Source organism: Bacillus sp. P4_E1 (assembly GCF_056401715.1).
The window spans coordinates 178,156-198,607 of sequence record NZ_JBFUIV010000005.1 but is presented as its reverse complement, the minus strand read 5'-3'; the positions used below and the strand labels follow the sequence as shown (position 1 = coordinate 198,607).

Sequence of the window (20,452 nt, the reverse complement as noted above, 5' to 3'; positions counted from 1 at the left end):
CGTTAGTTCACCTCCGCAGTTTCTTGCTGTACAAATGTAACTGTGCCGTTATCAAGTGATGCAATTTCTGCTAGTGATTCAACACGAACACCCTGTTCACGCAGCTTCTTTCCTCCATCTTGAAATGCTTTTTCAATAACAATACCAATTCCGGCAATACTTGCTCCAGATTGCTCTACTAAACTCATTAAACCTAAAGCAGCCTGACCGTTTGCTAAAAAGTCATCGATAATTAAAACGCGATCATTTTCATCAATATGATTTCGAGATAATGAAATCTCGTTCGTTTCTTGTTTTGTAAATGAATATACGTTTGCAACGTACATATTATCTTGTAACGTTAACGATTTACGCTTTCTTGCAAAGATTACTTTTACACCAAGCTCTAATGCAGCCATAACTGCTGGTGCAATGCCTGAAGATTCAATCGTCACGATTTTTGTAATGTTCTCTTCTTTAAAACGTTTAGCAAATTCTTTTCCGATCTCTTGCATAAGTACTGGGTCAATTTGATGATTTAAAAATGCATCTACCTTTAATACGTCACCAGATAAAACCTTTCCTTCGTTCAAAATCTTTTCTTGTAATACTTTCATGTTTGTTCCCCCTCTTATGCAATAAAAAACTCCAAAAGCCGCCACCACTCGTTACAAGTGAGAGACGCGCTTTTGGAGTTTCGCAAAAAAGAATGCTAAACAAGCAAATATATTCGTCCTCACTCATAGTCAAAGTATTTACGGTACTTCGGTAGAAACTTGCAGGCCATATCCCCGCGATTATATGAGTGTAGCTAACTATTTATTTTATAGAAGGATTATAACGCACTTTTTAAATTTCGGAAAGCATTTATTAAAAAAACACGTACGAATTTTATGAAAATACTATTTTCGTTCGAGTTTTGCAAACTCTTACATTTCATATTTAAGCGTCGTTAAAATGATTGGACCATCTTTTGTAATCGCAATTGTATGCTCATATTGAGCTGATAATTTACCGTCCATCGTTCTTGCAGTCCACCCATTTAAATCTACTTTAGAATATCGCATACCTACATTTACTATGGGCTCAATTGTAATTACCATTCCTTCTTGTAACTTAGGCCCTTGTCCTTGTTTACCAAAATGAAAAATCGCTGGTTCTTCATGAATCTCTTTACCGATCCCGTGTCCCGTAAAGTCTCTTGCGACAGAAAAACCTTCATTTGCTACATAACTTTCAATTGCATAGCCAATGTCTCCTACATGATTACCGATTACCGCCTGATCAATCCCTTTATACAAAGCATTCTCAGCTACTAACAATAACCTTTTTGCTTCATCAGAAATATCTCCAACTATATACGTCCATGCAGAATCCGAGAGCGCATCATTTAAGTTTACTACCATGTCAATTGTCACAATATCTCCTTCCTGTAAAGGTACATCACTAGGGAAACCGTGACACATTTCATCGTTTACAGATGCACATATCGCATATGGATACCCGTTGTAACCTTTCTGTTCAGATATTGCACCATGCTTTTCTAAATACGCTTCAACAAACGTATCAATTTCTTGTGTCGTTATTCCTGGTTTCATCATTTTGGCAATTTCCCTATGACAAGAAGCTAGTAACTTCCCCGATTCATGCATCAAATCTATTTCATTTTTCGTTTTAATTGTAATCATACTACCTCTCCTTACTAAACTTGCTATTTGCTACTAAACTTCAATCATACACATCCTCTTCCAAAATTTCAAAACTTCTAATTACAACAAGTACAAAAACAAACATCATTTATTTCTACATCAAAATAAAAAAACAGAAGCTCTCCTCTGTTTTTTAAACATTTTTACATATATAATTCATTTTCAAAAACTCAAAACAACTACCATTTGTTTTCTGTATAAACGTTCCAACAGCTTCGAATCCTGCTCTTTTATACACGTTAATCGCTCTTTCATTAAATGTCGCTACTGATAGCGTTATATAATTGCATCCGTATTTTTCTTTACTAAAAGCTAGTCCAGCTTTTACGAACTGTAGACCAAATCCATTCCCAGTTATATCAGGTCTCATTCCGAGACCTATATCAACCGTTTGATTATTTATGTTACTAAAACTAAAGAAACCAATGAGAGTACCATTTTCCTCCACAGAAAATGTATGATTCCCTCTACTCTCATCCTCTAAAAACTCAGCTAAATCTTCTTCATCTGCCTCTATATCATAAAAGGAATACTCCCCTTCATAATGCCAGTTATATGCAATTTCTTCTGCTTCCGCTTGCGACATTACTGTAAACATATAACCCATTTCTCTCACTCCCTCATAAAAAAAAGCTGCAATTAAGCAGCTCCTGTTTTATAACTCATAAATCTCTTTATATTTAGCTTCTAAATAATCAGCTAAGTAGTTTGCATTTAAACCTTCACCTGTCACATCTTTTAAAATTTCAAGTGGTTTTTTCGTTTTGCCATATTGGTGAATATTTTCTGTTAACCATTCACGAATTGGTGTCACGTTTCCTTCTTCTAATAATGCATCAAAGTTTGGAATATCCTTTAGCATCCTATGTTTAAATTGCGCTGCATACATATAACCAAGCGCATAAGATGGGAAGTATCCAAATGAACCACCAGCCCAGTGAACATCTTGCAATACACCTTGTGCATCGTTTTCCGGACGAATTCCTAAATATGCTTCCATCTTATCATTCCAAGCCGCTGGCAAATCCTTCACTTGTAATGTACCATCAAATAATTCTTTCTCAAGTTCATAACGAACCATGACGTGAAGCGGATATGTAAGCTCATCTGCTTCTATACGAATAAACGATGGCTTCGATTCGTTAATCGCATCATAAAACTCATCTACTGATATATCATTGAATTGACCATCGCTATACTCTTTTAATAAATCATAATTTTTCTTCCAGAATGATTTATTACGACCGATAAAGTTCTCAAAGAATAATGATTGTGACTCATGAATACCCATAGAAGTTCCACTACATAGCGGTGTACCTTCAAATTCCTCCGCAATATTTTGTTCATATACAGCATGGCCACATTCATGAATTGTTCCAAACACTGCCATACGGAAATCTTTTTCATCGTAACGAGTCGTAATACGAACATCCCCTCTATTTAATGTAATTTCAAAAGGATGTACCGTTTCATCAAGACGACCCGCTTCAAAGTTATAGTTCAATTGTTTTAATAACTCTAAAGTAAAATTCTTTTGTTTTTCTTTTGAAAAATGTTCAGCTAAGGCATTTGTTTTTAATTCTTTTTTAGACTCAGAAATTTCTTTCACAAGCGGAACGATACGTTCACGTAGTTGACCAAATACATGATCTAACACTTCTACTGTGATTCCCGGCTCATACATGTCTAATAGCGTGTTATATTTGTACGTTTCGTAACCCCAATATGTAATAAACTTCTTTTTGAATTCAACAATTTTTTCTAAATACGGACGGAACATTTCGAAGTCAGATTTTTCGCGAGCTTCTTCCCATACACTTTCCGCTTTCGCTTCTAATTTCACATACGCTTCATATTCCGCTTGTGGAATTTTCTTATTTCTATCATATTCTTTACGACACTCTTCAACCATTTTCTTTGTCGTTTCAGAAAGTTTATTTTCAACAATTAAAGATTCTAGTTCAGTTAAATAGTTCCCCATCTCATCTGAAGTCGACATCGCAAACACTTCGGATGAAAGCATTCCAATTACTTCTGAACGCTGGTCTACTCCTTGCTTTGGTGCACCTGTTCTTAAATCCCAAAACATTAAGCTTAATGCCTCTCCGTAATTCTCTATCTTCTTGACATATGTTAAAAATTGTTTTTCCACTTCATATGTAGCAACTGTCATAGTATAAAAAACCTCCTTTTTCTACCTCAAACTTATTTCGACACTGAAACATAAATTCCTTTTCTAATAGAAAAAAAGCTTGGCAAATGCCAAACTTTTCCCTACAACATTTTTTCGCTTAAAGTACTTTTCCTTCTACCGGAAGTACTTTCTTCACTGCTTCTATCACTTTTTCATCTTCATTATCTGATAAGAATAATGATATAGCACCTTTATCTTCACTTGTACGAATTAAACGTCCAATTCCTTGGCGAAGACGTAAAATCATATAAGGCACATCTACGTCCCAGAATGGATCATTCACATGTTTACGCTTCGCTTCAAACACAGGATCGTTTGGAGGGAATGGTAATGACCAAATAATAACATGTGATAATGATGAACCTGGAATGTCTAAACCTTCCCATAAATGAACGGCACAAAGTACAGTCTCTTCTTCATTTTGGAAACGAGAAACGAGCTGACTAATTTCTTGATCTCCTTCATATAGGAACGGAACTGACATTTGCTCTTTACTTACATATTCTTTAAACGCTGCAAGTTCTTGCGTTGTACGGAATAATACGAGTGTACGTCCATTTGTTTTTTGTATATTTTCAAGTGTATATTGACACTTTCTTTCCCATTCATTTTCTTTCGTATACGGAAGTAAGTTTACTGTCATTTGCTCTTCATAATCAAACGGCGAAGCAACTGAGAATGATAAGTAATCTTTTACCCCTAGACTATTTGCAGTAAATGCGAACGAATCATTGTCAGATAATGTCGCAGAAGAGAAAATATATGGAATCTTCTTCGAGAATACTTTTTCTTGTAACACTTCTTCAACTGCACGCGGCATAATAACTAACGTGAAAGCACCATCGCCTTCTTCACCCCACGTAATTACATTTTTCTCGTGCATGAAAAGACGAAGTGAATGCTCTAACACATCTAAATGCTCATCAACAATATTTAAATCGTATGTGTTTACTGTATGCATTTCACTTTCAAATACTAATGCATCACCGACTTCACCGATTTTCGCATAAAGTCTTTTCGCTTCTGCAGTTACCTTTTCTGTCACAGTAATTTCTAAACGATCAGAACCTTCAATTTCCTTTTTATTCTCTTGTAGTACCCCAAAGAATTGTTCAGTTTGCCAAATTGTTTCTTCTACTAAATGTGCGAACTCTTCACGAATATCATTTTGTAATAATCTCGTTAAAAGTTGCTCCATCATCGTTTGTTTTAAACGGTACGTTAAAGCTTTTTGAGCTGCATATTCTACAAGATGCCCTTCATCGAATACAACGCAGCTACTTTCTGGTAATAACGGAATTTGTCCTTCACGTTTGCGAGCTTCGTACGTCCAAATATGATCCATATAGAAATCTTGAGAACAAATGATTAAATCTGCCGCTTTACGATAATGCTCGCGCGAAAGAGTTTGACCACAACGATGACGAGAATCACAAGTGAAGCAATCTTGGAAGTAATCCCAGTTTACCTTTGACCATTCCTCGTCATTTAACAGTGGAAATTCTTTTCGATCACCATAGTGAGTAAAGTTCTGCATCGTACCATGATCGAATACGAACTGAGGTAATTCGTAATATACATCTTCAATTACTTCTGGAGCTCGTCCACTCATAACATCTTCTAGTTTACGTAAACATAAATAATTATCCATTGACTTCGCAAGTCTAACATCAACAGATAGCCCTAATGCTTCAGATAACTTAGCAATGTCTCCTTCTTCTTTCACAAGCTGCTCAATTAACGTTTCATCTGCACAAGCGATAATAGCCGGCTTCCCTGTATAACGTGCATAACAAATTGCATATAAAAGATATACAATTGTTTTCCCTGTTCCTACACCTGCTTCTGCAAACATAACTTTCTTCTCTTGGAAAGCGCGCTCTAACTGAAACGCCATAAAAATCTGTTCATCACGCTCTTCAAAGCCTTTTTCCGGAAGAATGTCGTAAAACACATCTCCAATCCACTCATTCAACTTATCATAAAAATTATCTTGTTTTCCTACTTCAAATGGTAACCTATTCTCAGTAAACATCCTTAGCCTCCAACCAAACAGTTTTTCTATAAAAAGATATAGCAACTGCTACTCACATATGTGCAGCCACTTTCCCCTGTTACAATACATAGAAATACACGAAAAAAAATTTCCCTTTCGAAAAAGGAAAATTTTTTTCTATATTAATGACCTTAAATAACGTTTATCAATCGCTGTTTCATGTGAAAGAGCTGACAAATATTCTTCCTGCGCTTTTTGTATTCCATCTACAATTGCACCTTGACTATCCACTTCTTTTCCGAGCTCATCATACGTACGGTGAATAGCTTTTTGAATCATCGATAATTGGAAACTATCCATATCACTTCCTCCTTTACGCATTACATAATAGCCAGTATATGCGTGCTGGAGGAGTTTTATACTATGAATTACGCGGTGGACGCTTTCCGAAGTATTGATAGTAATCTGTACGGATAAATCCGTTAAACAGTTTACGCTTTTTCGATGCATCTTTCCCATAACATTTCTCAAATGCTTCATAACTTGTTAATAAATACATTGACCACGTATCTAATGGGCGGAATACCTCTCCCATTTCTTTATATAATTTTTCAACAAGCGCTCTTTCACTTAAACGTTCTCCGTATGGAGGATTCGTTACAACATAGCCATATTCCTCTTTTGTCGTGAAATCTTTTACTTGCATTTGTTTAAATGATATAAGATCCCCTAATCCAACTTCTTCTGCGTTATCTTGGGCAACTCTTATCATACGGTGATCGATATCTGATCCAATGATTTGCAATGGTTGATTATAATTAGCTAAATCTTCAGCTTCTTGACGAGCTTCGCGCCAATTTTGTTTACCAACCCAGCCCCATTCATCCGATGCAAAGCCTCGGTTAAATCCTGGTGCGATATTTTGTCCAATTAATGCAGCTTCAATTGGAATTGTACCAGATCCACAGAAAGGATCAACGAAAGGACGATCCGCCTTCCAGTTTGTTAACTTAATTAAAGACGCAGCTAATGTTTCTTTTAAAGGCGCTTCACCTTGCTCAAGACGGTATCCACGTTTATGAAGACCTACACCACTTGCATCGATTGTTAACGTCGCAATATCCTTGAGCATTGCAATTTCAATACGGAATAACGGTCCATCTTCTTCAAACCAAGTTGTGCGTCTATACGTTGTTTTTAATTTCTCAACAACAGCCTTTTTAACGATACGTTGGCAGTCTGAAACGCTAAATAATGTTGATTTCAAAGATTTCCCAATAACAGGAAATTCTCCGTTCTCTGGAATATAATCTCCCCAGTTTAACGCTTTTGTTTTTTCAAATAACTCATCGAATGTTGTTGCTTTAAATTCGCCGACTTTAATTTTCACACGGTCTGCAGTACGTAACCATAAATTCGTACGACAAATCGCTTTTTCATCCGCTTCAAACGTTACCTTTCCGTTTTCCACTTCACATTCATAACCAAGATCGCGAACTTCTCGGGCAACTAACGCTTCAATACCCATTGCCGCTGTTGCAATTAAAGTAACTTTTCCCATTTGCATTCACCTCTTATGTATAATCAAACAATAATTAATAACATGTTGTCCTATTAATCATCACATATTACGAAGAATATTCTCACTTACCATTTTAACTCACAACTTATAACTTCATACAAATAAAAAGCCCTCCTCTAACAAAGGAGAGCTGAGTTATTTCATAGTTGGTTCATAACGTTCTGTAAGCCATGTTCTGTTCCTTTGTACTGCAAACGGCCCACGCCTCGTACTCCGGTGGTAATCATCTATCTACAGGTTACGAAAACCTGTCCTTTTCCGTCGTTCATTTCCTTGGAAAAGATTCCCCTACCATTATTTGGGTTTCTCGCTCGTGGGGTTTACCTCGTTCCACTCCTATCATTTCTTCAAGGACTTCGTCACTGTGGCACTTTAAAGGTAGTCAAACCATATCCGAAAGGACTTAGGTTTTTTCCCTGCCGTTAAACCAGCCTTGAGCCAGAATACCCTAGCTTATGACTTGGCTAGGCACGAACACTACAGCCATCTCAGGCCGTGCGAGCATGGACTTTCCTCTACAACGTTGGCGTTGCAGCGATTACCCAAACGTTATGACAAACATTAGTATAGTGGAAACAAAAAGATTTTGCAATGTTTTTTTCTATGTAAAATGCTTTAACCTTTTTGTTACCTTAATTTATTCGTATAACTTACTTCCAAATACAGCTTTTTCTAAATTAGATAGACGTTTTAAAATATCCGTATTCGTATTGTTATACACTGGTTGTGCAACTGGTGTTTGTACCGGTTGTTGCGGAACTTGTGTTGCCGCTACTTTTTGTTCTTCTAATTCACGTTTCAAACGAGCATTTTGTTGTTTTAATTGATCAAATTCCTTATGAAAAGCTTCATAATCTTTAATAATCATATCAAGAAACTTATCTACTTCTTCTTGTTGATAACCTCTCATACCTGTTTTAAATTCTTTTTCTAAAATATCTTTCGCTGTTAATTTAATTTTATCCGAAATCATTTTCTTCACCTCAAATTTTTGCCAAAGCTTTCATTAACTAAATTTTTTCAGAAACAACGCCTTTTGTCAATCAAATATACGAGTACTATATTACATATTACTCTGCATTATTCCACTGTTCCTCTTCCATTATATCTTGTAAATCAGAAAAAAGAATGAAATAACTGTGATAATTTTCTATTTCTCCTTTTTTCTTAGCTGCTTCTACAATATATTTAGGGCTCCCAGACTTTTCTTCATCATATACAGCTAAAAGTGCATCGCTTTTTTCAATAAAAAATTGATTCTTTAATTTAAATTGCTCTGGGCTTTCGTACTTCCGTTTCGTAATACTATCAATATGATCTGCTTGTGAAAGAATAAATTCGTAATATTCACGGTTATCTTCCTTCCAATTTTCCTCTTGTTCTAAAAAAGGAGTAAATACAGCTAATTTTAAATTTGGATATTCTACTTGAATTTCAAAAACAACTTCAGCAGCCCATAGCTCTACTCCTAACTGACCACTTATAATAACCCACTCCAAACCTTCTTCTACAAAAACAGTTAATTTACGACGCAGCGCCTTTTTTATACACTCTACTCCTGGGTGATCATTTTTAAATATTCCAAGTTCAAACGGCTTATATCCTGTTACAGCAACAACCTTCATATCAACACTCCAATTACAAAAAAAGAACTAGCATTTCGCTAGTTCTAACATATCATTTACTTTTTAAACATTCCACCAACGTTTGGTCCGATATTTGGTCCAAATGGTGATACGTTCGGTCCTGGTCCATATGGTGATACGTTCGGTCCTGGTCCATATGGTGATATTTGATGCCCATGGTGATGATGGCCATGACCGCATGGTCCACATCCTCCGCCGAATCCTGGATCACCAGGATCTACAACGTTTGCGTTCGAGTTTGTTTGTGGGAAGAAGCTTTGATTTTTAATTTGTTGATGATGAACATGCGTTGTATGAGTTGGAAAAATGTGTGGCACCACCGTTGTTGAAAAAGAATGTGTTACGCATTGTTTCGTTGGGTGAATGACAGGAGCTGTCGTACAAATAGGTCCTACAGGCTTATGCCCTCCAAAGCAAGGATGACAATGATGCATAGTTTTTTCTCTCCTCTCTCATTAAAAAAATCTGACTACACTTTACAATATGAGCGAGGGGGTAAAGCCGCTTGTTATATATACCCATTTATTTCATGGAAATTTGTCTAGTATCCAATTTCATACGTAATACCTATTATAGACAACCCCCTACTATTATTTACCAAAAAAGCCCCCGACTTGCTTAACAATCCCTGTTACTTGATTCATCGCGTTCATCATTTGTCCAGCCGTGTTCATCATTTTATTTACATCGTAGTTACCATCTGATGATTTAAATTGTGAAACAAAACTAGAAAACTGACTTGGTTGCTGTTGCTGTTGCTTTTGTTTATTCATCGTTGGATATGGTTGTTTTGGTGGATAAAACATAGCTTGTTGATTTACATATTGAGCTGGCGACATGTAGTTTTGTGAATTCATATACGCTTGCTGTGGTTGATTCGTATACATTTGCTGCGGCTGATTCATATGCGGTTGTTGCGACTGATCCATGTGCGGTTGTTGCGGCTGATTCATGTGCGGTTGTTGCGGTTGATTCATATGCGGTTGTTGCGGTTGATTCATATGCGGTTGTTGCGGTTGATTCATATTCACTTGCTGTGGTTGATTCGTATATGCTTGTTGCGGCTGATTCATATGCGCTTGCTGCGGTTGATTCCCAAACGACACTTCAAATGGTTGATAATAATTTTGGTTTCCATAATGAGGCTCGAAAGGATACATATTATATCGCAAATATGTATCCTCATTATATTGGTACATATTTTGCTGTGCATATGGATTTGCTTGCTGATATACATTAGGTTGTTGAAACATGCATTCTCTCCTCCTTGGCATAAGTTTCTACATATAGAATATGTACCTATAAAATAAAATGTGTGACGGAGTACCTGTCTGTTTTTGTCGGAAGTTTAAATTTTTAAAAAAATTAGAAAGTAAACCCTTCCATGCTATGATAATAAGGAAGAAGATTCTCATGGGGGAGGAATCAACATGGTATTAGGGGATTTAAAACAAGCGTTTTCTCAAAAAAAGGGGTATTACACAGAAAATTCGAATGAACTGTTAGACTTTGCAAGACATTGTTATCTTGAAGGAAAAATATGCATATCAGATTACCGAACATTAATACGTGAATTAGAAATAAACGGTGCAACAAAACCTACAACAGTGACCGAGGCATAAAAAAACAAGAGGGTTTTCCCTCTTGTTATTTACATTGATCTACGATATTTTGCAAAGTATACGAAATAGCTTGATGAGTTTCAAAGAAACGTTTGCCTTTTCCCTTATTAACAAAACATTGTAGCACATTAGTTTGTAAATTATCATACACTTGATCAATTTGTTGTACATGTATATACTTAGGTCGTTCTTCCTTTATCCACCTATAAGCTAATTCTTTCCACATCTCTAACTCCGCATCTACAATATCAACAAATGGCTTCATATCCTTATAAAAATCGTATTCAGCCATCTCTCTTTTTTTCACATTCGCTTCATCATTATACTGCATTAACTTCTCCGAAGACTGGATTAATGCTTCATGTCCCATTTTGTTCCCACCTTATTATGCACTCACTACGACGTTTTGAAATGTCTTTACCCAGCTCCCTTTTTCTTCGTGATGCACTAATTTATTTTCCATATGTTCTATATGCATTTCTGTTATTTCTATCTTATTGCGTATTTTTTCACCTTTATCCTTCAATGCATGATTCATTCTAATCCCAATCTTCATTTCCAGCAAATCGAGAGAACTTAACATTTGATCCATTTTTTTCATAACATCTTCCTTCTGAACCATCGCCATATTTAAAACGCCCCCTTCTTTGCCTTTCCTTTGTCATGTAATTTCGCCGATTGATTAATTACTCCTTCTCACATGACAAAACTAGTTGATATTCGTCAAAGAAATCATTTAGTATGCCATTATTAGAAATGGTAACAATACAAAAAGGAGGTGTATTACGATGGCAAAAAATAAAAACGAAAAAAAGAAAAAGCAAAACAAACAACAAAACAAACCTGAGACTGGTAATCCAAAGCTTGATGGTCCAAATCTCCCCGCTACATAAAGTGAAACTTTAATCAGTGGGGTTTTATTCATCCCCCACTGATTATTAGCCCGCACCAATCGGGTGTTTACGGACAGCAGGGCTTCCACCTACCTTCTTTGCTCCAGCCAAATTTTGAGGTGGGAGTTTTACTGTCCGCAAATAGCGGGATAAAATGACACTTTAACCAAAGTGGCTTTTACAAACAACTATTTTCTAGTCTACCTTACCTCTTCGCTTTCGATAAGTGTTGAAGTTAAAGTCGTACTGCCGGCAAATAGCCGATTAGAAAGTAACTTGTTGTAGAGCATATTACTTTTAATAAAGAAGTCCCGCCCTCATTTAAGAAGGCGGGACTTCTTTATTATATCATGAACTCATCCATTCTTTTAACAAAACTACTTAATATAGAAAGAGTATGTATTTGCTCCCTCTTCTTTCTATACCATTCTGTTATATTAATTTCCCCCTTAGGTTTTTCAAGTAAAAATAATGAATCTATTTCCAACCCTTCACTAAACCAATCTTTTTCAATTAACTTTTCATGAGTGACAATAGAATACGCATCCCGAAGAGCCGGCGTACATGATTTTCTAATTCCCCTTATATTACATTCATAATCCATCCTTGATCCTGTATGCCTAGTTTGCACTGCAAATTTATAAAAAGAAGCCTTATACTTTGAATGAAATAATAACCAAGCTAATTGTTTCCCCAGTTCTATACGTTTTTGCAACGTTTCAAATTGATAAACTGAAAATCCATACATTCCCCCTTCCACCATTGGAAAAATAACTGCACTAACGTGAAATATTTCTTGAAATTTGAATAGTGCAGTATCAAATACATGTTTTTGAAAGTATGCATTCTCAATTACTGGTTTTTGAATTTTATTTTGTTCATTAATAATAAGTGCCGTCATAAGCCTATTTATATCTTTTTTCTCCCAAAACGCGCCCCATTCTTTTTCCATAAAAATTGATATGTTGAAAAATTGTAACAAATGAAAGAGCGGCGCACATCTCTTTTTACTTTCCTCATACAGTAAAAGTTGAGGAAATGCATCTAAAAAAATGAGCCAATTGGCTTTCTCATACAAATGAAATAATCGTCTCTTAACTGTTTGAGATAAAAGATTAGAATAATATTCTCCTTCTAAATCTGTCATGTTCCATCCCCCATTCCTTGAAACCATGCTTGCTAAAAAAGACCATCTAATTTCTCTATTTCTCAAATAATATTCTTGGTAAGATTGTGTACGTGAAATATTATCTACGTTAGCTACATCCGTGCTCTCCTTAATATTAAGAACTATAGCTTTTTCCTCTTCTGTACAAAAAATATCATTACGGGTCTGTTTAATTTTTTCGTAATCATTCCATCGAAACATGAGTAAGTCACCATACCTTTCTTGAAAAAGGTCACATCTTTTTTCATTTTTTGATATAATCACCTTTGTAAGTAAATCTTATCAAGTTGGGAGTGGACAAAATATGACCATTCGTTACCCAAATGGAAAAAGGTACAATCAAGCTTCACAACCTCATAAAACACCAATAAAAAAACATACTTACAGTAATAGAGGTATGTCCCTTGAAGAGGAATTGAATGACACCAATCAATATTACTTAACCCATAATATTGCATGCGTACATAAAAAACCTACACCTCTTCAAATTGTAAAAGTAGATTACCCCGCTCGAAGTGCTGCAGTGGTAAAAGAAGCGTATTTCAAACAACCTTCTACAACAGATTACAACGGTGTATACAAAGGGAAATACATCGATTTTGAAGCGAAAGAAACTAAAAATAAAACCAGTTTTCCACTTCAAAACTTCCACCTTCACCAAATTGAACATATGAAGCAAGTAGTCGCTCATAATGGAATTGCATTTGTTATTATTAAATTTACACTTTTTGATGAATTTTATTTATTAGATGCAAAACATATTATTGCATTTTGGAATCGTCAAAATACTGGTGGACGTAAATCGATTACAAAACAAGAAATAGAAGAGCATGGGTCTTTATTATCATGCGGTTATCACCCTCGAATTGATTATATCCGCGTACTAGACACGGTTTATTTTTCGTGATAGAGTCATCACTAAGGCTCTTTTTTCGACTTTTGGGGGAGAGAATGAAAGGTAGGAGAAAGTATAATGTCAGATAATTATCGTTCTCGTACAGAACGAAATCATGTAAAAAATCAAACGAAAGAAACAAATAATAAAGAAGAAAAACCAAAGAAAAAAGGTTCCTTTTTCAAGAGATTTCTTATAGGTTGTCTACTTCTTGGTATCGTCGGTCTCGTAGCTGGCGTTTCGGCCTTCTTTGTTATGGTAAAGGACGCTCCAAAACTAGACAAATCAAAGCTAGTCAATCCTTTATCAACAAAATTCCTTGATAAAAACGGGAATTTCTTCTATGAATACGGTGCTGAAAAACGAACCCATGTTACATACGATCAAATTCCAAAAGTAATTGAAAGTGCATTCCTTGCCACTGAGGATGCTCGTTTCTACGATCATAATGGAATTGATTTTAGACGTACTGGAATGGCAGTCATGGAAAATGTCACTGGTGGTTTTGGATCACAAGGTGGTAGTACGATTACACAGCAAGTAGTTAAAAACTATTTTCTAACGATGGAAAAAACTGCAAAAAGAAAAGTGCAGGAATGGTACTTATCTTATAAGTTAGAGCAACAGTACTCAAAACATGAAATTTTAGAAATGTACTTAAATAAGATTAACCTCGGTAATCGCTCTTACGGTATTTCAACAGCAGCAAAAAAATATTACGGCAAAGATTTAAAAGACATACAACTACACGAAGCTGCAATGCTCGCTGGTTTACCCCAAGGTCCTAACATTTATGATCCAACAAAACCAGATAACGTTGATAGAGCAACGAAACGTCGTAATATCGTATTAACATTAATGAACCGACACGGGTATATAACGAAACAAGAAATGAATGACGCAATGCAAATCTCTGTAACACAAGGACTTCTTCCATCTTCAGAAGTGACTGAAATGAAGTATCAAGCATTTATAGATGCTGCTGTAAAGGAAGTTGAAAAAGAATACCCTGATGTAAATATCGGTTCAGATGGTTTAACGATTCATACAACACTTGATCAAGATGCTCAGGATTACGCTGAAAAAATTATGGATGGGAATCTCATCAAGTATCCAAACGATCAATTCCAAGGATCATTCGTATTTATGGATACTCAGTCTGGAGAAGTTCGAGCAATCGGTGCTGGTCGTAAAGAAAGTAAATCTACTTTCAAAGGTCATAATATGGCAGTTGATTTAAAACGCCAAGTTGGTTCAACAATGAAACCAATTTTCGACTATGGTCCTGCAATTGAAAACCTTCAATGGTCTACTTATCATCAATTAAATGACTCTGAATATACTTACTCTGATGGCACAAAGATTAAAAATGCTACGGGTAATTTTAAAGGTGACGTTTCACTTCGTGAAGCATTGAAGAAGTCATTAAACATCCCGGCTTTAAAAACAGCTCAAACAGTCGGTATTCCTAAGGCACAAGAGTTTGCTGAAGGTTTAGGAATGACGTTTAAAGATGGGAAAGCATATGAATCTACTGCAATCGGTAGTAATGAAGGCTCTCCGTTAGATGTCGCTGGAGCTTATGCAGCATTTGGAAATGACGGTGTATACAATAAACCTCATTTCGTTAAAGAAGTTATTTTCCCAGATGGAAAAAAGAAAAGCTTTAAACCGAAAGAACAACGCGCAATGCATGACTATACAGCTTACATGGTTACTGACGTTCTTCGTGACGTAGTAAAACCTGGTTCTGGCGGTACAGGTCCAACAGCATATGTTTCTGGATTCGACGTTGCTGGTAAAACAGGAACACAAAACTTTGATAAATCTGTTATTAAAAAATACGGTATTCCAGCAGATGCCAACAGAGATAGTTGGTTCGCTGGATATACACCACAATATACAATGGCTGTATGGACTGGTTATGAAAAAGATAGCCCAGAAAATTACATTAGCGATCGTTCTACTAGAATTGCTCAGCAAATGTTCCAAGCAATGATGAGCAAATTTGCTACGGATAAATCTCGTTTCGAGCGCCCTTCTTCTGTACAAGAATTAAATGGAGAACTGTACATTAAAGGTGCGAAAAAAGATGCAGTTAAAGAAATTAAAGTAGATCCACCTAGTGGTCTTAATGTCGCTTTCGATGGCGCTAGCACAGTGACACTGAACTGGTCTGGACCATCATCAAATGTTGATGCATACGCAGCAAGCTATAAAGCTACTGACGGTTCTAGTGGTAGCTTATCAGTAAGCGGTACGACAGCTACTCTTGGTGGTATTAAACCAGGTGTTACTTACAGTTTCTCTGTAGTAGCGAAAAAGGGTACTGGAACAAGCCCTGCAGTTGGTGCATCCTTCACTGCGCCTGGCGGAACTCCAGATGCGAAAAAAGCTGACGAAGAAGCTAAGAAAAAAGCTGACGAAGAAGCCCTGAAAAAGACCAATGAAGATAAACTAAAACAAGAAGAAGCTAAGAAAAAAGCTGACGAAGATCAGCGTAAACAGCAAGAACAGCAACAGCAGCAACAACAGCAACAACAGCAACAAGAACAACAACGTAAACAACAAGAACAACAGCAGCAACAAGAACAACAACGTAAACAGCAAGAAGAAGCTCAAAAGAAAGCCGCTGACGAAGAGGCTAAGAAGAAAGCTGACGAAGAAGCTAAGAGAAAAGCCGACGAAGAAGCTAAGAGAAAAGCTGACGAAGAAGCTAGAAAAAAAGCTGAAGAGCAACAACAGCAACAAAATACCGTGGAAGATACACCTCACGCGGACGGAAATGTTGTTACAACAGAGTCTTAATAAACAAAAAAGAAGTCGGTTTCTCTTAATGAGAAACCGACTTCTTTTTTGTTATCATTTTCTTTACATATAGCTTTTCTATTTCGATATACAACTGGACTAATTGAATATACGAATGGTAATTACTCGGTTTCTTTATAATAAATGAATATCGCTCCATAAAATTAACAGGTTGTACTTCCAGTTTATTCGTATTTACTTGCATCTCATTCAAACTATGAACAGGCTGCTCATTTAACCAATATATAACCGATAGAAAGTGCGCTGCAAAAAGAATCATCGGACCCTCAGCTTCTTGTTTTTTTCTGTTCCGAAATAGTATAGCAATTTCTTCATGCTTGCTTTTCCATATATTTAACACCGCTGGAATACTTGTTTCAATTTCATTCCATGGCTCATATTTTCTTTCAATATCAAATATAAAGTAAGTATTTTGTATTATCTCTTCAAAAGATTGGTCTGTGTGATACGTAATCGAATTTGCACTCTCTTTAAAAAATGGTACGCACCGAAACTCTTTCGGTATTTCTATAACTCGCTCCATCCTTTATTTCCCCTTCATTCGTTTCTTTCCTTCACGACATATTTCTAGTAATCGACACTCTTCACATTGTGGTCGCTGCGCCTTACAGTAATAACGTCCGAAGAAAATCATACGGTGGTGTGTAACTCCCCACTCATCCATTGGAATTTTCTTCATCAATGTCTTTTCCACTTCTAACACAGAATCTTTCCATCTACAAATTGCTAACCGTTTACTCACTCTCTCTACATGCGTATCAACAGCAATCGCTGGAATCCCAAACGCTACCGAAACAACTACATTCGCCGTCTTTCTCCCTACTCCTGGTAATTTCGTCAGCTCATCACGGTCTTCTGGAACTTTCCCGTTATAATCATCTAGTAACATCCGGCATAATTTCTGAATATTTTTCGCCTTATTTCTAAACAATCCAATGGAACGTATATCTTGTTGTAATTCTTCTAAAGACACACTTAAATAATCTTCTGGTGTTTTATATTTTTGAAATAAGTTTTTCGTCACTTTATTCACAAGTACATCTGTGCATTGTGCAGATAATGCCACTGCGATTACAAGTTCAAATGGATTATCATGAATTAATTCACAATGCGCTTCTGGATACATATCCGCCATTGTATCTAAACAATAACGAATTTGCGTTTTGTTCAACATATCTTTCCTCCTACACTACTGCTCCAACCAATTATAAAAAGGCACTTTCCCAGTAAATTTCGTCTCTTGTTTTGTCGTTTGTTGTGTGCGTTGTTGATTTGCTCTAAATTTCTGGCCTTGATTTTGCGCTTGATCTACCGTTTTAATTCCGTTCTTTTTCCACTCAAACAAAATACGATCAATATACCGGAAATTAAGTTTACCACTCATAACAGCTTCACGAAGAGCCGCTTGAATTAAATTCGGATGGTGTTGATCTTGATCTTCCCACATCCCTAATGTTTCACATTCAAATGGCGAAAGTGGTCTTCCGAATTCTTTTTCAAATACTGTATATAAATTTACTTGAATTTGTTTTTGTTCTTTTTGCTCTTCCTCTATAGATTCATTCATTAAAAAGTGCAATATTTTTTCCCACAGTGGTTGTAAAGAATAACTTTCACACATCATCGCTTCAGATCTTCGTCCACCTTCTAGTGCTAAAAAACCTTTTTGGATTAAAGTCTGAATCACTTCCATGCATTTCATTTCTGTTATCGTCATCCGTTCTGAAATCTCTGAAGGAGTCGGGAACGAATTACCTGATTCTAAAAATGTGTGTACATGAAGTACTACCATAAATTCCGTCTCATTTAAACCTAGCTTTTTATAATGCATCATAAGCAATTTAGGAATCGCTATGCTTCCCTGTTCAAACCATTGTAACATCATTTTCTTTTTCATCACCAAACACCTCGTTCTCTAGTATAACACACCTTTAGCCATTTCTTTTTGCCACAATTCGTCAAAAAAACCTCCCTATATATAGGGAGGTTTTTTGCCATTTACTACAAGAAACAGACGATTAAGCCTGTACTTTACTTTTCATGAACGTATGAATTCGTTCTAATGCTTTCTCAACTTGCTCAAGAGATGTCGCATACGATAATCGAACGTTATTTGGTGCACCAAATCCTGTACCTGGAACAAGAGCCACCTTTTCTTCTTCTAATAATGCTTTTGCCCACTCATCAACTGTATCATACCCAGCTAACGCTACGGCTTCTTTTACATTTGGGAATAAGTAAAAAGCACCTTGTGGCTTAATGCAAGTGAAACCAGGAATTTGAATTAATTTATCATAAATAATGTTCAATCTTTCTTCAAACGCTTGACGCATTGTTTCTACAGGTTCTTGTGAGCCTGCATACGCAGCAATTGCACCGTATTGAGCAATTGAAGTAGGGTTTGACGTACTATGACTCGCTAAGTTCGTCATCGCTTTAATAAGCTGCTTATTTCCTGCTGCATATCCAATACGCCAACCTGTCATAGAATGTGATTTAGATACACCATTAATAATAAGTGTTTGTTCTTTTAATACATTAGAAAGCTGGGCAATTGAAGTATATTCCGCGTCACCATAAATTAATTTTTCATAAATCTCATCTGAAACGATTAAGATATCATGCTCTAAACATACTTCTCCAAGCTGTTGTAATTCTTCTTTGCTGTAAATCATCCCTGTTGGATTGCTCGGTGAATTAATAATAACAGCTTTCGTTTTCTCTGTAATTGCCTCACGCAGCTGCTTTGCTGTAATTTTGTACTCATTGCCTTCTAGACCTTCTACATAAACTGGCTTACCACCAGCAAGCTTTACTTGCTCAGGATAACTTACCCAATAAGGAGTTGGGATGATAACTTCATCTCCTTCATCAAGTAACACTTGGAATAATGTATATAATGCATGCTTGGCACCATTACATACAATAATTTCAGATGGATCATACGCAATTCCTTGATCACGAGTAAACTTCTTCACAATTTCTTGTTTTAACGCTTGTAATCCACCTGTTGGTGTATATTTCGTATGTCCTTCTAACATCGCTTTATGCGCAGCATCCATAATATGTTTTGGCGTATTAAAGTCAGGTTCTCCTGCTCCTAATCCAATTACATCATGACCTTCTGCTTTTAATGCTTGTGCCTTTGCTGTAATTTCTAAAGTTGCAGATGGTGTTAAAGCAGCTACTCGCTTTGCTAATTTCATTTGTAGTTCCCCCTACATCTATTTTTCAATGCTGTAGTGTCCAGCATAAACCCCATTTTGAAACTCTAAATAGTAATACGTATAACGATCTTCCTGATCAATATATGTAATTTCCCACAATGGAATATCGTTTTGAGCACCTAATTTTACTTTTATAATTTCTTTTGGTTTCGGCTTCGGCTCAGCACCTTCTCCTGTAGCTTGTTCAGCCAATTTTTGCAAAGCTTCTTTTTTAGAAATACCTTCGCTCTTTTTCTTCACAAGGACATTTCCTTTTTTATCAGGCACCCAAACGATAAGTTGTTCTCCTTTTTCATCTGTACCTTGTACGACTGTATATGAAGATTTTCCGTTATAATAATCAACGGTATTTACCTTTGTAATCTTTGCCTTTTCTTTCGCAATTTCTACAGACTTTGACTCTTTTGGAATTTTCTTTTCCATCGCTTTATTATAAACATATGCCCCATATATTCCGCTAGCAACGATAACGATAATGATTGTAAAGATCCACTTTTTCATTGTATCACTACGTTCTGTAAATCGTAAATACAGCTGTTTCTTTATCTTTTTCGTCTAATGCTAATCCGAACATGAGGTCCTGCTCTTTTAACGTACGATTCAAACCATCAACAATTTTATACAAGTCAGACGAATATTTAATACGCGTCGTTGATAGGACTTCGATTTTCTTATCCATGAAAAAACTCCTCCGTTACACAAAAATTTCTAA

Annotated in this window: 24 protein-coding genes, 1 other RNA gene and 1 riboswitch; of the genes, 4 read left to right on the top strand and 21 right to left on the bottom strand. The window is 36.1% G+C overall.

All coding sequences use genetic code 11. From position 1 onward, the window contains the following. Positions 1-2: 2 nt before the first annotated feature. The 12 genes from AC1DS7_RS09505 to AC1DS7_RS09450 form a co-directional block, all read right to left on the bottom strand. Positions 3-596 (bottom strand): xanthine phosphoribosyltransferase, encoded by a 594-nt coding sequence (locus AC1DS7_RS09505; protein WP_063217943.1) that lies wholly within the window; start codon positions 594-596, stop codon positions 3-5. Positions 597-702: 106 nt separating this feature from the next. After that, positions 703-804, bottom strand: a riboswitch (purine riboswitch). A 104-nt stretch (positions 805-908) separates the two neighbouring features. Then, the gene (locus AC1DS7_RS09500) at positions 909-1,667 is read right to left on the bottom strand and encodes a type I methionyl aminopeptidase (protein WP_131245981.1); all 759 of its coding nucleotides are present in this window, start codon (positions 1,665-1,667) and stop codon (positions 909-911) included. Positions 1,668-1,821: 154 nt separating this feature from the next. Continuing rightward, positions 1,822-2,295, bottom strand: coding sequence for a GNAT family N-acetyltransferase (locus AC1DS7_RS09495; protein WP_088292813.1), 474 nt, complete (start codon positions 2,293-2,295; stop codon positions 1,822-1,824). A gap of 48 nt (positions 2,296-2,343) precedes the next feature. Next, a complete protein-coding gene (gene ypwA / locus AC1DS7_RS09490; protein ID WP_002030824.1) occupies positions 2,344-3,861 on the bottom strand; it encodes a carboxypeptidase in 1,518 nt (505 codons plus the stop codon). 118 nt (positions 3,862-3,979) lie between these two features. Further along, a complete protein-coding gene (locus AC1DS7_RS09485; protein WP_002011942.1) occupies positions 3,980-5,917 on the bottom strand; it encodes an ATP-dependent DNA helicase in 1,938 nt (645 codons plus the stop codon). Positions 5,918-6,055: 138 nt separating this feature from the next. Then, entirely contained in the window at positions 6,056-6,238 is a 183-nt protein-coding gene (locus AC1DS7_RS09480; protein ID WP_002126488.1) for a DUF3921 domain-containing protein, read from the bottom strand. Positions 6,239-6,299: 61 nt separating this feature from the next. After that, positions 6,300-7,439 carry a THUMP domain-containing class I SAM-dependent RNA methyltransferase gene (locus AC1DS7_RS09475; protein WP_002011868.1) on the bottom strand — a complete coding sequence of 380 codons (1,140 nt, stop codon included), beginning with the start codon at positions 7,437-7,439 and terminating at the stop codon, positions 6,300-6,302. A gap of 180 nt (positions 7,440-7,619) precedes the next feature. Then, an RNA gene (gene rnpB, locus AC1DS7_RS09470) (RNase P RNA component class B) lies at positions 7,620-8,010 on the bottom strand. 87 nt (positions 8,011-8,097) lie between these two features. Continuing rightward, the gene (gene gpsB, locus AC1DS7_RS09465) at positions 8,098-8,433 is read right to left on the bottom strand and encodes a cell division regulator GpsB (RefSeq protein ID WP_000622426.1); all 336 of its coding nucleotides are present in this window, start codon (positions 8,431-8,433) and stop codon (positions 8,098-8,100) included. A gap of 97 nt (positions 8,434-8,530) precedes the next feature. Then, positions 8,531-9,085 (bottom strand): SLOG family protein, encoded by a 555-nt coding sequence (locus tag AC1DS7_RS09460; protein WP_002030808.1) that lies wholly within the window; start codon positions 9,083-9,085, stop codon positions 8,531-8,533. 56 nt (positions 9,086-9,141) lie between these two features. Next, positions 9,142-9,540 carry a CotD family spore coat protein gene (locus AC1DS7_RS09455; protein WP_215588889.1) on the bottom strand — a complete coding sequence of 133 codons (399 nt, stop codon included), beginning with the start codon at positions 9,538-9,540 and terminating at the stop codon, positions 9,142-9,144. Between the two features lie 156 nt (positions 9,541-9,696). Then, a complete protein-coding gene (locus AC1DS7_RS09450; RefSeq protein ID WP_476998930.1) occupies positions 9,697-10,359 on the bottom strand; it encodes a YppG family protein in 663 nt (220 codons plus the stop codon). Positions 10,360-10,536: 177 nt separating this feature from the next. Here AC1DS7_RS09450 and AC1DS7_RS09445 point away from each other — a divergent pair, with 177 nt between their 5' ends. Next, a complete protein-coding gene (locus AC1DS7_RS09445) occupies positions 10,537-10,728 on the top strand; it encodes a YppF family protein (protein ID WP_012260642.1) in 192 nt (63 codons plus the stop codon). 25 nt (positions 10,729-10,753) lie between these two features. Here the strand turns inward: AC1DS7_RS09445 and AC1DS7_RS09440 are convergent, their stop codons facing one another. Both AC1DS7_RS09440 and AC1DS7_RS09435 read right to left on the bottom strand, forming a co-directional pair. Continuing rightward, positions 10,754-11,098, bottom strand: coding sequence for a YppE family protein (locus tag AC1DS7_RS09440; RefSeq protein ID WP_002011864.1), 345 nt, complete (start codon positions 11,096-11,098; stop codon positions 10,754-10,756). A gap of 15 nt (positions 11,099-11,113) precedes the next feature. Next, positions 11,114-11,356, bottom strand: a complete 243-nt coding sequence (locus AC1DS7_RS09435; protein WP_002030820.1) for a hypothetical protein — start codon at positions 11,354-11,356, stop codon at positions 11,114-11,116. Positions 11,357-11,474: 118 nt separating this feature from the next. Between AC1DS7_RS09435 and AC1DS7_RS09430 the strand changes: the two genes are divergently transcribed. Beyond that, complete coding sequence (locus AC1DS7_RS09430) at positions 11,475-11,621, top strand: phage portal protein (protein WP_476998954.1); 147 nt, start codon at positions 11,475-11,477, stop codon at positions 11,619-11,621. Between the two features lie 343 nt (positions 11,622-11,964). Here AC1DS7_RS09430 and AC1DS7_RS09425 read toward each other — a convergent pair whose 3' ends face one another. Continuing rightward, on the bottom strand, positions 11,965-12,990 hold the full coding sequence (locus AC1DS7_RS09425; RefSeq protein ID WP_016101471.1) for a DUF2515 domain-containing protein: 1,026 nt from the start codon (positions 12,988-12,990) through the stop codon (positions 11,965-11,967). Positions 12,991-13,093: 103 nt separating this feature from the next. Between AC1DS7_RS09425 and recU the strand changes: the two genes are divergently transcribed. Together recU and AC1DS7_RS09415 are read left to right on the top strand one after the other, a co-directional pair. After that, on the top strand, positions 13,094-13,696 hold the full coding sequence (gene recU / locus AC1DS7_RS09420) for a Holliday junction resolvase RecU (RefSeq protein WP_016101472.1): 603 nt from the start codon (positions 13,094-13,096) through the stop codon (positions 13,694-13,696). Positions 13,697-13,762: 66 nt separating this feature from the next. After that, the gene (locus tag AC1DS7_RS09415; protein ID WP_476998929.1) at positions 13,763-16,492 is read left to right on the top strand and encodes a PBP1A family penicillin-binding protein; all 2,730 of its coding nucleotides are present in this window, start codon (positions 13,763-13,765) and stop codon (positions 16,490-16,492) included. A 25-nt stretch (positions 16,493-16,517) separates the two neighbouring features. Here the strand turns inward: AC1DS7_RS09415 and AC1DS7_RS09410 are convergent, their stop codons facing one another. The 6 genes from AC1DS7_RS09410 to AC1DS7_RS09385 all read right to left on the bottom strand — a co-directional run bounded on the left by AC1DS7_RS09410 (position 16,518) and on the right by AC1DS7_RS09385 (position 20,419). Continuing rightward, positions 16,518-17,036 carry a YpoC family protein gene (locus tag AC1DS7_RS09410; RefSeq protein WP_002189007.1) on the bottom strand — a complete coding sequence of 173 codons (519 nt, stop codon included), beginning with the start codon at positions 17,034-17,036 and terminating at the stop codon, positions 16,518-16,520. Positions 17,037-17,039: 3 nt separating this feature from the next. Further along, positions 17,040-17,687 (bottom strand): endonuclease III, encoded by a 648-nt coding sequence (nth, locus tag AC1DS7_RS09405; RefSeq protein WP_002030794.1) that lies wholly within the window; start codon positions 17,685-17,687, stop codon positions 17,040-17,042. Between the two features lie 15 nt (positions 17,688-17,702). Then, positions 17,703-18,410, bottom strand: coding sequence for a DNA replication protein DnaD (dnaD, locus tag AC1DS7_RS09400; protein WP_000728546.1), 708 nt, complete (start codon positions 18,408-18,410; stop codon positions 17,703-17,705). Between the two features lie 121 nt (positions 18,411-18,531). Beyond that, the gene (gene aspB / locus AC1DS7_RS09395) at positions 18,532-19,719 is read right to left on the bottom strand and encodes an aspartate transaminase AspB (protein WP_002011860.1); all 1,188 of its coding nucleotides are present in this window, start codon (positions 19,717-19,719) and stop codon (positions 18,532-18,534) included. An 18-nt stretch (positions 19,720-19,737) separates the two neighbouring features. Continuing rightward, the gene (locus tag AC1DS7_RS09390) at positions 19,738-20,241 is read right to left on the bottom strand and encodes a cell wall elongation regulator TseB-like domain-containing protein (RefSeq protein ID WP_002141044.1); all 504 of its coding nucleotides are present in this window, start codon (positions 20,239-20,241) and stop codon (positions 19,738-19,740) included. Positions 20,242-20,248: 7 nt separating this feature from the next. Beyond that, positions 20,249-20,419, bottom strand: a complete 171-nt coding sequence (locus AC1DS7_RS09385; RefSeq protein WP_002086589.1) for a YpmA family protein — start codon at positions 20,417-20,419, stop codon at positions 20,249-20,251. Positions 20,420-20,452: the final 33 nt, after the last annotated feature.

Excerpts from the sequence above, each read along its gene's own strand:
- recU (WP_016101472.1), top strand. The coding sequence starts at position 13,094 with ATGACCATTCGTTACCCAAATGGAAAAAGGTACAATCAAGCTTCACAA.
- AC1DS7_RS09425 (WP_016101471.1), bottom strand. The coding sequence starts at position 12,990 with ATGTTTCGATGGAATGATTACGAAAAAATTAAACAGACCCGTAATGAT.
- AC1DS7_RS09435 (WP_002030820.1), bottom strand. The coding sequence starts at position 11,356 with ATGGCGATGGTTCAGAAGGAAGATGTTATGAAAAAAATGGATCAAATG.
- AC1DS7_RS09440 (WP_002011864.1), bottom strand. The coding sequence starts at position 11,098 with ATGGGACATGAAGCATTAATCCAGTCTTCGGAGAAGTTAATGCAGTAT.
- aspB (WP_002011860.1), bottom strand. The coding sequence starts at position 19,719 with ATGAAATTAGCAAAGCGAGTAGCTGCTTTAACACCATCTGCAACTTTA.
- AC1DS7_RS09475 (WP_002011868.1), bottom strand. The coding sequence starts at position 7,439 with ATGGGAAAAGTTACTTTAATTGCAACAGCGGCAATGGGTATTGAAGCG.
- AC1DS7_RS09495 (WP_088292813.1), bottom strand. The coding sequence starts at position 2,295 with ATGGGTTATATGTTTACAGTAATGTCGCAAGCGGAAGCAGAAGAAATT.
- AC1DS7_RS09445 (WP_012260642.1), top strand. The coding sequence starts at position 10,537 with ATGGTATTAGGGGATTTAAAACAAGCGTTTTCTCAAAAAAAGGGGTAT.
- AC1DS7_RS09410 (WP_002189007.1), bottom strand. The coding sequence starts at position 17,036 with ATGGAGCGAGTTATAGAAATACCGAAAGAGTTTCGGTGCGTACCATTT.
- AC1DS7_RS09455 (WP_215588889.1), bottom strand. The coding sequence starts at position 9,540 with ATGCATCATTGTCATCCTTGCTTTGGAGGGCATAAGCCTGTAGGACCT.
- AC1DS7_RS09480 (WP_002126488.1), bottom strand. The coding sequence starts at position 6,238 with ATGGATAGTTTCCAATTATCGATGATTCAAAAAGCTATTCACCGTACG.
- AC1DS7_RS09415 (WP_476998929.1), top strand. The coding sequence starts at position 13,763 with ATGTCAGATAATTATCGTTCTCGTACAGAACGAAATCATGTAAAAAAT.
- AC1DS7_RS09505 (WP_063217943.1), bottom strand. The coding sequence starts at position 596 with ATGAAAGTATTACAAGAAAAGATTTTGAACGAAGGAAAGGTTTTATCT.
- dnaD (WP_000728546.1), bottom strand. The coding sequence starts at position 18,410 with ATGAAAAAGAAAATGATGTTACAATGGTTTGAACAGGGAAGCATAGCG.
- nth (WP_002030794.1), bottom strand. The coding sequence starts at position 17,687 with ATGTTGAACAAAACGCAAATTCGTTATTGTTTAGATACAATGGCGGAT.
- AC1DS7_RS09485 (WP_002011942.1), bottom strand. The coding sequence starts at position 5,917 with ATGTTTACTGAGAATAGGTTACCATTTGAAGTAGGAAAACAAGATAAT.
- AC1DS7_RS09460 (WP_002030808.1), bottom strand. The coding sequence starts at position 9,085 with ATGAAGGTTGTTGCTGTAACAGGATATAAGCCGTTTGAACTTGGAATA.
- AC1DS7_RS09390 (WP_002141044.1), bottom strand. The coding sequence starts at position 20,241 with ATGAAAAAGTGGATCTTTACAATCATTATCGTTATCGTTGCTAGCGGA.
- gpsB (WP_000622426.1), bottom strand. The coding sequence starts at position 8,433 with ATGATTTCGGATAAAATTAAATTAACAGCGAAAGATATTTTAGAAAAA.
- AC1DS7_RS09385 (WP_002086589.1), bottom strand. The coding sequence starts at position 20,419 with ATGGATAAGAAAATCGAAGTCCTATCAACGACGCGTATTAAATATTCG.
- AC1DS7_RS09450 (WP_476998930.1), bottom strand. The coding sequence starts at position 10,359 with ATGTTTCAACAACCTAATGTATATCAGCAAGCAAATCCATATGCACAG.
- AC1DS7_RS09500 (WP_131245981.1), bottom strand. The coding sequence starts at position 1,667 with ATGATTACAATTAAAACGAAAAATGAAATAGATTTGATGCATGAATCG.
- ypwA (WP_002030824.1), bottom strand. The coding sequence starts at position 3,861 with ATGACAGTTGCTACATATGAAGTGGAAAAACAATTTTTAACATATGTC.